This window comes from Herbaspirillum chlorophenolicum (genome assembly GCF_001189955.1).
In the GTDB taxonomy this organism is placed as follows: Bacteria; Pseudomonadota; Gammaproteobacteria; order Burkholderiales; family Burkholderiaceae_D; genus Herbaspirillum; species Herbaspirillum chlorophenolicum.
Genome location: NZ_LFLT01000066.1, coordinates 1 through 14,032 on the forward strand (window position 1 = coordinate 1; position 14,032 = coordinate 14,032).

Consider the following 14,032-nt stretch of genomic DNA (forward strand, 5'->3'; position numbering starts at 1 on the left):
AACGAGATCATCAACACGCTCTTAGGATTCCTTGCGCTCGGCGGCTTCGATGGCTGCGGCCCATTGCAGCCGGGCGTGCTGGGCGCTGGCATAAATCTTCTCCAGCGCGGCGCCATCGCTGTCGGCGATCATCTGCCGCATCGATGTGAGCTGGGCCAGATAGGCATCCACCTCGGTCAGCAAGGCATCGCGGTTGGCCAGCGTGATGTCCCGCCACATTTCCGGCGACGAGCCGGCGATGCGCGTGAAATCGCGGAAGCCGCTGGCCGCATACTGGAACAGCGTGGCCGCATGCGGCTTGCCGGCGATGTCGTCGACCAGCGCGAAAGCCAGCACGTGCGGCAGGTGGCTGACCGAGGCGAACACCGCGTCGTGCTCTTGCGGCGAGAGGCGGTGGATGACTGCACCGCAGGCCTGCCAGGTGGCGGCCACACGTTCAACGTCTTCAACCCGGTTTTCCGGCAAGGCGGTGATCACCACCTTCTTGCCCACGTAAAGGTCGGCCAATGCCGCTTCCGGGCCGTGCATCTCGCGCCCGGCGATCGGGTGGCCCGGGACGAATTGCGCGATCTTGCCGCCCAGCGACTTGCGCGCGGCGGCGACCACGTCGCCTTTGGTGCTGCCGGCGTCGGTGACAATGGCGTTCGCCGGCAAATGCGGTGCGATGGCAGCAAGGATGGCTTCCGTCTGCGCCACCGGCGCGGCCAGCATGATCAGGTCGGCGCCGTCGACGGCGAACGCCGGATCGGTGGCGACTGCATCGATGATGCCCAGTTCCTTGGCACGCGCCAGGCTCGCGGACGAGCGGCCGACGCCGACGATATGTTCGGCTTTACCGGCACGGCGCAACGCCAGTGCGAAGGATCCGCCAATCAGGCCGACACCGAAAACGACAACTTTCTTGAACACGGCGGACTCAGGCAAGGACGGTTTTCAGGGCAGCGATGAAAGCCGCGTTCTCTTGCGGCAGGCCGATGGAAATGCGCAGCCATTGCGGCAGGCCGTAGTTGCCCACCGGACGCACGATGATGCCCTTCTTCAAGAGCGCCAGGTTGACGCGCGCACCGGCGCCGTCGTCCTCACCCACCTTGACCAGCACGAAGTTGCCAAAGGACGGTACGTAGCGCAGGCCCAGCTCATCAAAGGCTTCGGTAAGCTGCCGATAGCCGGCGCTGTTCACTTCCGCACTCTTTTGCAGGAAAGCCTTGTCGTTCAGGGCAGCGATCGCCGCTGCCTGGGCCAGCGAGTTCACATTGAACGGCTGGCGGATACGATTCATCAGGTCGGTCACTTCCGGCTGCGCGATGGCGAAACCAACACGCAGGCCGGCCAGGCCATAAGCCTTGGACATGGTGCGCGAGACCACCAGGTTCGGGAACTGGCGCACCCAGCTGGTCGACTCGTATTGGTGCTCGGCAGCCAAATATTCGTTGTAGGCCTCGTCCAGCACCACCACCACGTCGGACGGCACCGACTTCAGGAAAGCTTCCAGTTCATCGGCAGGCACGAAAGTGCCGGTTGGGTTGTTGGGGTTGGCCAGATAAACCAGGCGGGTGTCGGCAGCGATCGCGCCGGCCATCGCCGCGAGATCATGGCCGAAATCCTTGGCCGGCACTTCGATGGCGCGCGCGCCAACCGCCTGCGTGGCCAGCGCGTAGACCAGGAAGGCGTACTGCGCATACACCACCGATTGTCCCGGCTGCACGAAGGCGTGCGCGGCGATTTCAAGGATGTCGTTGCTGCCGTTGCCCAGTGTGATCCAGCTCTGCGGTATATCGTACTTGGCGCTGATGGCGGCCTTCAGTTCGAAACCATTGGCGTCCGGATAGCGGCCCAGCTCGGCCACCGCCTGCTGCATCGCCAGCTTGGCCGACTCGGGCATGCCCAGCGGGTTTTCGTTCGAAGCCAGCTTGACGATGGAGGCCTCATCCAGGCCGAATTCGCGCGCCACTTCTGCGATCGGCTTGCCAGCCTGGTAAGGAGCGATGGCGCGGACGTAGTCAGGTGCAAGTTGTTTGGACATCTTGGTCTTTCCGGAAATGAGTGAAAGCGCCGGGTCAGGCGGCGCAATGATCGAAATAAACTTTACAGGCCCAGCGGATACGAACCCAGCAGCTTGAAGAAAGCCGCGTTCTGCTTCAGCTCGTCCAGCGCCTGCGCAACCTTGTCGTCCTGCTCGTGACCTTCGAGGTCGACGTAGAAGTAATACTCCCACGCCCCCATGCGCGCCGGACGCGACTCGAAGCGTGTCATCGACACGCCGTGCCTGGCCAGCGGCGCCAGCAGGTTGTACACCGCGCCGGCCTTGTTGGGCACCGACAGCACGATGGAAGTCTGGTCGCGGCCGGAAGGAGCGGTACGCAGGCGGCCGATAATGGCAAAGCGCGTGCGGTTATGCGGGTCGTCCTGGATGTGGGCGTTGACGGTCTGCAGGTTGTACTTCTGCCCGGCGATCTCGCCGGCAATCGCCGCCACGCCAGCGTCTTCACCAGCCATGCGCGCCGCTTCGGCATTCGACGCCACGGCCTGGCGCTCGATGCCCGGGTAGTTCTGGTTGAGCCAGGCGTTGCATTGCGCCAGCGCCTGCGAATGGGCACAGATGCGGACCACGCCATCCATCGTGCCGGTCTTGGTCATCAGGCTGTGGTGTACCGGAATCGCCACCTCCCCGCTGATGGTCAGCGTGGTTTGCAGCAGCAGATCCAGCGTGCGGTTGATCACGCCCTCGGAGGAATTCTCGATCGGCACCACGCCGAAATCGGCGGTACCCGCCTCGGCGTCGCGGAACACTTCATCGATGGAAACGCAAGGCAGTCCCTCGATCGCGTGGCCAAACTGCTGGTAGACGGCCTGTTCGCTGAACGTGCCTGCCGGGCCGAGATAGGCGACCACCACGCGTTTTTCCAGCGCGCGGCAAGCCGACATCACTTCACGGAAAATGGTCTGGATATCGGAGCCTTGCAAAGGACCGGAATTACGCTCGGCCGCCTTGCGCAGCACTTGCGCCTCGCGCTCGGGACGGAACACCGGCGCGTTGGTTTCGGCCTTGACATGGCCGACTTCCTGCGCGACACGGGCGCGCTGGTTCAGCAGGTCGAGAATCTGCGCATCGATGGCATCGATCTTCTGGCGCAGTGGCAGCAACTTGTCGTCACTCATTTTGCTCTTTCTTGTTCAATGGCCGCCGCTTCGGCGTGACGGCGCGGCGCCGCTACCCGGCCGCAGCCATCGCCGCACCGGGAGAGCGGCCTGCCCGCAGGCAGGAATCAGCCGTGCTTCCGTTCGAATTCTTTGAGGTAATCGACCAGGGCCTGTACGCCCTCGATCGGCATCGCGTTGTAGATCGATGCACGCATGCCGCCGACCGACTTGTGGCCTTTCAGCTGCAGCAGCCCGCGCTCCTTGGCGCCGGCGAGGAATGTTTCGTTCAGCGACTCGTCGCGCAGGAAAAACGGCACGTTCATGCGCGAGCGGCAATCCTTGGCGATGCGGTTGCTGTAAAAATCGGTGCTATCGAGATAGCCGTACAGCAACCCGGCCTTGGCGATGTTGCGCTTCTCCATCGCTGTCACGCCGCCCTGGCGCTTGAGCCACTGGAACACCAGGCCGGCGATATAGATCGCGTAGGTCGGCGGGGTGTTGTACATGGAGTCGTTGTCGGCCACGATCTTCCAGTCGAAAGCCGACGGGCAATACGGCAGCGCGTGACCAAGCAGGTCTTCGCGCACGATGACGATGGTCACGCCGGCCGGACCGATGTTCTTCTGGGCGCCGCCGTAGATGACGCCGTACTTCGACACGTCGATCTCGCGCGACAGGATGTGCGAGGACATGTCGGCCACCAGCGGCGCGCCGTTGGTATCGGCCGCTACATCGGGGGTGTACTGGTATTCGACGCCGTCGATGGTCTCATTGCTGCAGATGTGGACGTAGGCCGCATCCTTCGACAATTTCCAGTCTGCGCGCGCAGGGATGGCGGAGAACTTCTGCTCCGCCGACGACGCCGCTACGTTGACCGTGCAGTAGCGCGCCGCTTCCTTGATCGACTTGGTCGACCACGAACCGGTGTTGACGTAGTCGGCCACGCCCGCCTCGCATTTGCCCGCTGGCGAGCGCAACGCCGCCAGGTTCATCGGGATGATGGCGTTCTCGGCAATCGCCCCGCCTTGCAGGAACAGCACCTTGTAATTCGAGGGAATCGCCAGCAGATCGCGCACATCGGCCAATGCCGCCTCGATGATGGACATGTATTCCTTGCCGCGATGGCTCATCTCCATCACGGACATGCCGCTGCCATGCCAGTCCAGCATTTCATCGGCTGCCTGTTGCAGCACTTCCTTGGGCAATACCGCCGGGCCGGCGGAAAAGTTGTAAACCATATCTGCGATCACAATCAAAAAAGGCGGCTCACGTGGTGCGAGCCGCCTTGCGTTGCAACGTATTACGCGTCTGCGGCTGGTGTTTCGCCACCGGCAGCTTCCGTCCCTTCCGCGCCTTCGGCTGTTTCGCCGCGCTCGTCCTCCACATCCGACTCGACCACGCGCTGCAGGCCCGACAGCTTGGTGCCGTCTTCCACTGCGATCAGGGTCACACCCTGGGTGGCGCGGCCCATCTCGCGGATCTCCGACACGCGGGTGCGGATCAGCACGCCGCCGGTGGTGATCAGCATGATCTCATCGGTCGGCTCGACCAGCGTGGCGGCCACGACCTTGCCGTTGCGCTCGCTGGTCTGGATCGCGATCATGCCCTTGGTGCCGCGGCCGTGGCGGGTGTACTCGGTAATCGGGGTACGCTTGCCGAAACCATTTTCGGTTGCGGTCAGCACCGACTGCTGCTCGTTCTCGGCCACCAGCAGGGCGATCACCTGCTGCGTTTCTTCCAGGTTCATGCCGCGCACGCCGCGTGCGGTACGGCCCATCGGACGCACGTCGTTTTCGTCGAAGCGCACTGCCTTGCCGGAGTCGGAGAACAGCATCACGTCATGCGCGCCATCGGTCAGCGCGGCGCCGATCAGGAAGTCGCCCTCATCGAGGTCGACCGCGATGATGCCGGCCTTGCGCGGATTGCTGAAGTCCGACAGCGGGGTCTTCTTCACGGTACCCAGGCTGGTCGCCATGAACACGTAACGGTCTTCCGGGAAGGTCCGGTTCTCGCCCGACAGCGGCAGGATCACGGTGATCTTCTCGCCATCCTGCAGCGGGAACATGTTGACGATGGGCTTGCCGCGCGAGTTGCGCGAACCCTGCGGCACTTCCCATACCTTCAGCCAGTACAGGCGGCCACGGTTGGAGAAGCACAGGATGTAGTCGTGCGTATTGGCGATGAAGAGCTGGTCGATCCAGTCGTCATCCTTGGTCGCCATGGCCTGCTTGCCGCGGCCGCCGCGCTTTTGCGCGCGGTATTCGGAAACCGGCTGCGACTTCATGTAACCGGTGTGCGACAGCGTCACGACCATGTCTTGCGGCGTAATCAGGTCTTCCGTGCCGAGGTCGGTGGCATTGAGTTCGATGGTCGAACGGCGCTCATCCTTGGCGCCAATTCCGTAGTCGTTCTTGCCGGCATTGAGCTCGTCGGTGATGATCGCGGTGACACGCGCCGGCTTGGACAGGATGTCGAGCAAGTCGGCGATTTGCGCCATCACATCCTTGTACTCGTTGACGATCTTGTCCTGCTCCAGCCCGGTCAGGCGTTGCAGACGCATCTGCAGGATTTCCTGGGCCTGCTCGTCGGACAGCTTGTACAGCCCGTCGGACTGGATACCGTAGTGGGCCGGCAGGCTTTCCGGACGGAAGGCCTCGATGCCGCCTTCGTTCGTTTCACCGGTGCGCGCCAGCATTTCACGCACGGTCGACGAGTCCCAGGCACGCGCCATCAGCTCGGCCTTGGCGATCGGCGGCGTCGGTGCGGCGCGGATGATGGCGATGAAATCATCGATGTTGGCCAGCGCAACCGCCAGGCCTTCCAGCACGTGGCCGCGTTCGCGCGCCTTGCGCAGCTCGAACACGGTACGGCGGGTGACCACTTCGCGGCGATGCGACAGGAAGCATTCCAGCAGTTGCTTCAGGTTCAGGAGGCGCGGCTGGCCGTCGACCAGCGCCACCATGTTCATGCCGAAGGTGTCTTGCAGCTGGGTCTGCTTGTACAGGTTGTTGAGCACCACTTCCGGTACTTCGCCGCGCTTCAGTTCGATGACCACGCGCATGCCCGACTTGTCGGACTCGTCGCGCATGTCGGAAATGCCTTCCAGCTTCTTGTCGCGCACCAGTTCGGCGATGCGTTCCAGCAGCGCCTTCTTGTTGACCTGGTAGGGCAGCTCATCGACGATGATGGCCGTACGGCCTTCGCGGCCGAATTCCTCAAAGTGCGTCTTGGCGCGCATAATCACGCGGCCGCGGCCAGTGCGGTAACCGTCGCGCACGCCGGTGACGCCATAGATGATGCCGCCGGTCGGGAAGTCAGGCGCAGGAACCAGCTCGATCAGTTCATCGATGGTGCAGTCGGCATTGCCCAGCAAGTGCAGCGCGGCATTGATGACTTCGGTGATGTTGTGCGGCGGAATGTTGGTGGCCATGCCCACGGCGATGCCGGAAGAGCCGTTGACCAGCAAGTTCGGAATGCGCGTCGGCAGGACCGAGGGTTCCTTTTCCTTGCCGTCGTAGTTGGGCACGAAATCGACGGTTTCCTTTTCGATATCGGCCAGCAGTTCGTTGGCGATCTTGTCCAGGCGGCACTCGGTGTAACGCATCGCCGCTGCGCCGTCGCCGTCGATCGAGCCGAAGTTGCCCTGGCCGTCCACCAGCGTGTAGCGCAGCGAGAAGTCCTGCGCCATGCGCACCAGCGTGTCATAGATCGAGGCGTCGCCGTGCGGGTGGTACTTACCCATGACTTCGCCGACCACGCGGGCGCATTTGACGAACGGGCGATTCCACACGTTGTTCATCTCATGCATCGCGAACAGGACGCGGCGGTGTACCGGCTTCAAGCCGTCGCGCACATCCGGAAGTGCCCGTCCCACGATTACGCTCATGGCGTAATCGAGGTAACTCTTGCGCATCTCTTCTTCGAGGGAAATGGGGATGGTTTCTTTAGCGAATTGATCCATTGGAGAGTCGAAAGATGTTTCCCGGTCTAAAAAAATCATACCGGGCGGGCCATGCCCTTGGACGTAATCTGAACAGCGCATTCTAGCATGCCGGAGGGCTGAACCGCCGGGTTGAGAACCCCCTCGACCACCAGGCGTGCCACCGCTTCATGCCCACACCATCAGCCGCTGGAATCCGCCAGCCGCGAATGATGGCCTATATATTATTAGTAGCGGAGCAGCCTTGAGGATGCGAGTTGCCCGCAAAACACTTGCCATCGAACAATGTCGCGACTGAAAATGAAGCTTCTGACAAGTTTTTTTGAAATCGGATTTCCCGAGCCCTTCTGCTGAGGCTTACCTGAACCATCACTCGCATCGATATGGCATGAAAAACGCAACTTCCTTGGCGACGCGAGAATTAGCGAACTACATGAAAAATAAGGATTTTCTTGTAAAAACAGCCGTTTTTTAAGCTCTTCTGGAACAAAAATGCCGCCAAAAAATCTCGTTGCGCGGAAACAACACAGTCCCAAAAACGTTGTCTGGACCAAATAGCAAGCATCACTCAAGGGCAATCCCTGTGGCAGAATGGCGGCTAAGTTCATCGCATGCCACCTAGGGAACAAGGGGGCTGTGACGACCTGAACACATGATATTATTCATTTTTTTGATGTCGTAATCTTGTAGCGCAGTTTATCTGCGGATATCTCACCCGAGAGGAGAAACATGAACAAATTAGCAAAACTCGTCTTCGCTGCTGCGTCCGCAGCCATCGCTCTGTCTGCCACTGCCCAGGAAATCAAGGACATCAAGGTCCGTCCAGGCAGCGTGTACCTGCAAGATGGCCGTGACGTCGTGACCCGCAGCGGCTACGGTCTGTGCTGGCAAACCGCCTTCGTGAACGGTCCTTGCGAAGAACCGCCTGCACCGGCACCAGTTGCTGCCGCTGCTGCTCCGGCTCCTGCCGCCGCTCCTGCTGCTCCGACATCCGAAAAAGTTACCTACGCTGCTGACGCGTTCTTCGACTTCGACAAGGCAGTCCTGAAGCCTGCTGGTAAGGCCAAGCTGGACGAGCTGGTCGGCAACCTGAAGGCAATCAACCTGGAAGTCATCATCGCTGTCGGCCACACCGACTCCGTTGGTTCGGTTGCTTACAACCAGAAGCTGTCGGTTCGCCGCGCTGAATCGGTCAAGGCATACCTGGTTTCCAAGGGTGTCGAAGCCAACCGCGTCTACACTGAAGGCAAGGGCAAGTCGCAACCAGTCGCAGACAACAAGACTGCAGCTGGCCGCGCCAAGAACCGCCGTGTGGAAATCGAAGTTGTGGGTACCCGCAAGTAATCGATTGACGCTACAAGGCCTCAATAAACCCCGCTCCGGCGGGGTTTTTTTTATGCCTATTTGATTTCCCGCCATCCGACACCCGCCCCTGTTTCGGCTATCATTGCGCCTATGAATGCGACCAATGCCGATCCCCAAGAACTCCAGAAATTCAGTGAGCTGGCCCACCGCTGGTGGGATCCGGGTTCCGAATTCCGTCCCCTGCATGAGATCAATCCGCTGCGCCTTGAGTGGATCAATGCCCGCGCGCCGCTGGCCGGCAAAAAAGTGCTCGATATCGGCTGCGGCGGCGGCATCCTGGCCGAGTCGATGGCCGTCAAGGGCGCCAACGTCACCGGCATCGACCTGTCCGACAAGGCCCTGAAAGTCGCCGACCTGCACAGCATGGAATCCGGCGTGCAGGTGCGTTACGAAAAAATCGCCGCGGAAGACATGGCTGCGCGCGAACCCGGGCAGTTCGATGTCGTCACCTGCATGGAAATGCTGGAACACGTGCCCGATCCGTCTTCCATCGTGCGCGCCTGCGCCACCCTGGTCAAACCCGGCGGCAAGGTGTTTTTCTCGACACTCAACCGCAATCCCAAGGCTTACCTGCTGGCGATTATCGGCGCCGAATACCTGTTGCGCATGCTGCCCAAGGGAACGCACGATTACGCCAAGTTCATCACCCCGGCCGAGCTGTCGCGATATATCCGCCAGGCAGACCTGAATATCGACGCCTTCAAAGGCATGAGCTATAACCCGCTCACCAAAATCTATTCGCTCAACAACGATACCGACGTCAACTATCTGGTCGCCTGCACCCGGCCACTCGCCTGATCGACCGCAGTTACCGGACGCCGCTGCCCATGCGCGGCGTCCATCCATCCAACTTCATCCTGTCACGCACCATGCCACTACGCCCACCGCGCGCGATCCTGTTCGACCTCGACGGCACGCTTGCCGACACCGCCCCAGACCTCGCCGCCGCAGCCAATTTCCTGCGTAGCGAACACGGCCTTGAACCGGCGCCTTACGAAGTGCTGCGCCCTGTCGCATCGGCCGGCGCACGCGGGCTGATCGGCGCAGCGCTGGATATCCACCCCGGCCACGCCGAGTACGAATCGCTGAAAGTACGCTTCCTGGATCGCTACGAAGCCAATATGGTCGCCCACAGCAAACTGTTCGACAGCATCCCCGACATGCTGGCCCAGCTGGAAGCGCGCGGCATTGCCTGGGGCATCGTCACCAACAAGGCCGCACGTTTCACCGATGCGCTGGTGCCGCAGATCGGCCTGGGCCATGCCGCTTGCGTGGTGTCCGGCGATACCACACCGCACCCCAAACCGCATCCGGCCCCACTGCTGGAAGCCGCCAAACGCTTGCAACTGGCGCCGGAAGATTGCTGGTACGTCGGCGACGACTTGCGCGATGTGCAAGCCGGCAAAGCTGCCGGTATGCCCACCGTCGCCGCGGCCTGGGGATATTGCGGCCACACCGCGCCGGCATCCTGGGATGCCGACGCGCTGCTGCATGAGCCGCAAAAACTGCTGGAACTGCTGGGCCCCTCTCCCACTTAATGCCCGGGCGCGCTGGCCCAGCCGGCCTGATGTCCCCTCAATCGGCTGCCCCGGGCAGCCGGTTTGCATTCCACGTCTCCTGCTTGCCACCACCCTATTTCGCGATCTTTGCGCCACGTTTGCCGATGCCGCATTAGAATGATGCAGGTGGCCATCTATACCGCCACCTGTTCTTCGCACACATAACAAATATCGTTGAACGCACCGGTGCCGCCCTGCCTGCTCCTGCGCAGCGCCCTCGCCGCCCGGTTGCATCGAGAAGGAACATCCAGCATGGCAAATCCGGGCATCTCAGCAACTCTTAAGAACTGGCAATCGCAGCAGCGCTTTCGCCGCCCGCTCAAATGGCTTGCCTGGTTCCTGATTGTCCTGCTCGCACTGGCTGCCGCCAGCTGGCTGGCACTGCCTTCTTTCATCAAAAAGACTGCGATTGAGCAGACCCAGGAAAAGATAGGCCGCAAACTCGATATTGGTGAAGTCGCATTCAACCCCTTCCGGCTGGCGCTGACCGTCTCCGATGTCACGCTCTACGAACCGGATCAAAAGACCCCCTTCTTCTCGGCCAAGAGCCTGCTGGTCAATGCCTCTTCCGCTTCCATCTTTCGCCTGGCACCCGTACTCGACGAAATCAAGCTGACCGCGCCCGATGTGCATGTGGTGCGCCTGGACGCCGAAGGCATCGGCCACTACAACTTCTCCGACATCCTCGACCGCATCGATGCCATGCCCAAGAGCGATTCGAAATCGCAGTTCTCGCTGGCCAACGTTCAACTGCAAGACGGCAAGATCCGATTCGAAGACAAGGTCACCGGCAAAGACATCAACGTCCAGGCGCTGCAGATTGGCCTGCCGTTCATTTCCAACCTGTCCGGCAGCATCGACAGCTTCGTGCAGCCCCAGCTCTCGGCCGACATCAACGGCACGCCTTTCCACCTGCAAGGACGCAGCAAGCCCTTCGCCAGCACGCAGGAATCGACCTTCGCGATCGACATCGACAAGCTCGACGTGGTCAGCTACCTGCCCTTCGTACCGGCCGAACTGCCTGTCATCCTGCAAAGCGCCAAGCTCTCCACCAAGCTGGACCTGAGCTTCGTCCGCACCGACGGCAAGCCCAAAGTCGCACTGAGCGGCGACCTCGCGCTGGAAGACGTCTCGGTACAGGACAAGAGCCAAGGCCAGTTGTTCAAGGCCAAAAAACTTGCCGCCAACATCCAGCAGTTCGACGTGCTCAATGCCAGCGGCGAGATTGCGCAGATCAGCCTGGAAGCGCCGCAAGTGTGGGCTGCAATGAATGCGCGCGGCGACATCAACTGGGTACGGGCGCTGGCCTCGGACAAACCGGCCAAGCAGGTCAAGGCAAGCGATGCGCCGGCAGCACAAGCGCCCGCCCCCACTGCCGATGAAAAGAAAGACGCCGCCATCCTCGTACAGCAACTCAGCGTACGCGATGGGGAAATCAACTGGCGCGACGAAGCCAACGCATCACCCGCACAAAACGTGCAGCTGAGCCAATTCAGCGTCGACGCGGCACAGATCTCGACCAACGCCGATGCCAAGCCCGCCACGCTGAAAATCTCCCTCGTCGAAAACGGCCACGGCAAGCTGGCGTTCGACGGCGATATAGCACCGCTCAAACCCCAACTCAACGGCAAGCTGACGCTGGACGGCATCGACATCGCCGGCTACCAGAATTACCTGAACCGCTCGCTGGCGGCCAATGTGTCCGGCACCGTGTCCGGTTCCTCGACGATCCAATTCCAGGACAAGCAACTCAAACTCAGCGATACCGGCCTCGATATCGCCAGCCTCAAACTGGCGCCCAAGGCGAAAAATACCAACGCCATCACGGTCAAATCGATCGCATTGCAACAAGCCTCGCTCGACCTGGCCGGGCATCTGGCGCAAGCCGATGCCCTCCGCATCAGCGGCCTCAACGGCGAGATCCGGCGCGAGAGCGACGGCAGTTTCAACCTGCAACGGCTGCAGGCTGGAACTCCCGCCCCCGCCACCGCAGAACGCGCGCCAGAGCCATCCGGCAACAAGGCAGTTGCCAAGGGGGCGCCGCCATCGCAATGGGTGGCGCGCCTGAATACGTTCAGCCTGGCCGACAGCAGCATCAACTTCGAAGATGCGACTGCCGGTGCAAAGTCCCGCTTGAAGATCCACGGCATCAATCTGCAAGTGCAGAACCTTTCCAGCAAGCTGGACAAGGACACCAAGTTGAGCCTGCAGGCCCAGTTCGACAAGAACGGCAAACTCGACATCAACGGCCAGGCCGCACCGCAGTTGAAGAACATCAATCTCAGCCTGGATGCGAAAAGCCTGCCTGTCGCGCCCTTCCAAGGCTACTTCTCCAATGCGCTCAACGTCACGCTGACCAGTGGCTTGCTCAGTGCCAAAGGCAAGCTGGCCGTCACGCCACCGCTGGAACAACAGAAATTTGCGCTCAGTTACAACGGCAGCGCCGCCGTCACCAACCTGCGCATGCAAGACAAGGTCACCTCCACCGACTTCCTGCGCTGGCGCGCGCTCGACCTCTCCGGCATTCAGGCCAAACTGGGCGGCCGACCACAAATCTCGCTGGACAAGGTTGCGCTGACCAACTTCTACGCACGCACCATCCTGTCTGAAAAAGGCCGCCTGAACCTGCAAGACATCCTGGTTTCCGATGCGCAATCGCAAGGCTCGATCACCAATGCCGAGAAACAGGACAAACAGGACAACAAAGAGCAGAAAACCACCACATCGACCGCCCCGGTAACCGCCGCCGGCGCCGATCCGAATGCACCGGTCGTGCGGATCGGGCAAGTCGTACTGGCCGCCGGCAACATCAACTACACCGACAATTTCGTCAAGCCGAACTACACCGCCAATATGACCGACCTGGCCGGCACCATCGGCGAGATCTCGTCGGAGAAACCGCAGCCGGCCCCTGTCAACATCAGCGGCAAGATCGACAACGACGCCCCGCTGCAGATTTCCGGCTCGCTCAATCCCCTGTTCAAGCCCATGTTCCTCGACATCAAGGCCAGCGCCAACGGCGTACAACTGCCGCGCCTGACGCCCTATTCGGCCAAGTACGCCGGCTATCCGATCACCAAGGGCAAGCTGTCAATGGATGTGCAATACAAGATCGAGAACGACAAGCTGGTCGCCGAAAACGACGTGCGCATCGAACAGCTCACCTTCGGCGAACACGTCGACGGCCCCGACGCCACCAAGCTGCCGGTGATGCTGGCGGTTTCGCTGCTCAAGGACCGCAATGGCAACATCAACCTCAACCTGCCGATCTCAGGTTCGCTCTCCGACCCGCAGTTCTCGGTCGGCGGCATCATCTTGCGTATGTTCGTAAACCTGATCGTCAAGGCAGTCACTTCGCCGTTCGCCCTGATCGGATCGATGTTCAGCAGTTCGGACAACATCGGTGATCTGCACTACATCGAATTCAATCCCGGCTCGGCCGACATCACCCCGGAAATTCGCAAGAAGCTCGATGCCTTGGGCCACGTCCTCAACGAACGCCCCGGCATCAAGCTCGACATCACCGGCCGCGTCGATCCCAAGATCGATGACCAGGGCCTGCGCCAGGAAGCCCTGAACCGCCAGATGCGCACCATCAAGCGCCGCGAACTGATCGACAAGGAAGGTCAACCCTCCGGTGCGGTGCAAATCAGCGATGCCGAGCGGCCTAAATATCTCGAACTGGTCTACAAGGACGCGAAGTTCAAGAAACCGCGCAACATGATCGGCCTCACCAAATCGCTGCCGCCGGAAGACATGCAGAAGTTGATCATCGACAACACCGATGTCACGCAAGACGACCTGCGCAACCTGGCCCAGCGGCGTGCCGACCAGGTCCGCAGCTACTTGCAGGAACAAAGCGTGATTTCCCCGGAACGCATCTTCCTGATCGCCCCCAAGCTCAACGCCGACGGCATCCCGGACAAGGAAGCGACTACCCGGGTCGACCTCAGCATCCAATGACCGGCAGGAAACAGCCGTTGCAGACTTGATAAAACCGGAAGTGCCCTTACAGTAGGTTATAATT

General features: G+C 61.2%; 10 protein-coding genes. 4 read left to right on the forward strand and 6 right to left on the reverse strand.

What is annotated here, in order from left to right:
* Positions 1-21 precede the first annotated feature (21 nt).
* The 6 genes from AKL28_RS21795 to AKL28_RS24675 all read right to left on the reverse strand — a co-directional run bounded on the left by AKL28_RS21795 (position 22) and on the right by AKL28_RS24675 (position 7,689).
* Entirely contained in the window at positions 22-909 is an 888-nt protein-coding gene (locus AKL28_RS21795; RefSeq protein ID WP_050470426.1) for a prephenate dehydrogenase, read from the reverse strand.
* A gap of 7 nt (positions 910-916) precedes the next feature.
* Positions 917-2,023, reverse strand: a complete 1,107-nt coding sequence (hisC, locus tag AKL28_RS21800) for a histidinol-phosphate transaminase (RefSeq protein ID WP_050470420.1) — start codon at positions 2,021-2,023, stop codon at positions 917-919.
* 62 nt (positions 2,024-2,085) lie between these two features.
* Positions 2,086-3,159, reverse strand: a complete 1,074-nt coding sequence (gene pheA / locus AKL28_RS21805) for a prephenate dehydratase (protein WP_050470421.1) — start codon at positions 3,157-3,159, stop codon at positions 2,086-2,088.
* Positions 3,160-3,266: 107 nt separating this feature from the next.
* On the reverse strand, positions 3,267-4,379 hold the full coding sequence (gene serC / locus AKL28_RS21810; protein WP_050470427.1) for a 3-phosphoserine/phosphohydroxythreonine transaminase: 1,113 nt from the start codon (positions 4,377-4,379) through the stop codon (positions 3,267-3,269).
* Between the two features lie 62 nt (positions 4,380-4,441).
* A complete protein-coding gene (gene gyrA / locus AKL28_RS21815; protein WP_050470422.1) occupies positions 4,442-7,102 on the reverse strand; it encodes a DNA gyrase subunit A in 2,661 nt (886 codons plus the stop codon).
* Positions 7,103-7,308: 206 nt separating this feature from the next.
* Complete coding sequence (locus AKL28_RS24675) at positions 7,309-7,689, reverse strand: hypothetical protein (RefSeq protein WP_156226437.1); 381 nt, start codon at positions 7,687-7,689, stop codon at positions 7,309-7,311.
* A gap of 121 nt (positions 7,690-7,810) precedes the next feature.
* Between AKL28_RS24675 and ompA the strand changes: the two genes are divergently transcribed.
* From ompA to AKL28_RS21835, 4 genes are all read left to right on the forward strand, one after another.
* On the forward strand, positions 7,811-8,425 hold the full coding sequence (gene ompA / locus AKL28_RS21820; RefSeq protein ID WP_050470423.1) for an outer membrane protein OmpA: 615 nt from the start codon (positions 7,811-7,813) through the stop codon (positions 8,423-8,425).
* A 111-nt stretch (positions 8,426-8,536) separates the two neighbouring features.
* Positions 8,537-9,244 (forward strand): bifunctional 2-polyprenyl-6-hydroxyphenol methylase/3-demethylubiquinol 3-O-methyltransferase UbiG, encoded by a 708-nt coding sequence (gene ubiG, locus AKL28_RS21825; RefSeq protein WP_050470424.1) that lies wholly within the window; start codon positions 8,537-8,539, stop codon positions 9,242-9,244.
* A gap of 71 nt (positions 9,245-9,315) precedes the next feature.
* A complete protein-coding gene (locus AKL28_RS21830) occupies positions 9,316-9,984 on the forward strand; it encodes an HAD family hydrolase (RefSeq protein WP_050470428.1) in 669 nt (222 codons plus the stop codon).
* A 273-nt stretch (positions 9,985-10,257) separates the two neighbouring features.
* Positions 10,258-13,968, forward strand: coding sequence for a DUF748 domain-containing protein (locus AKL28_RS21835; RefSeq protein ID WP_050470425.1), 3,711 nt, complete (start codon positions 10,258-10,260; stop codon positions 13,966-13,968).
* Positions 13,969-14,032: the final 64 nt, after the last annotated feature.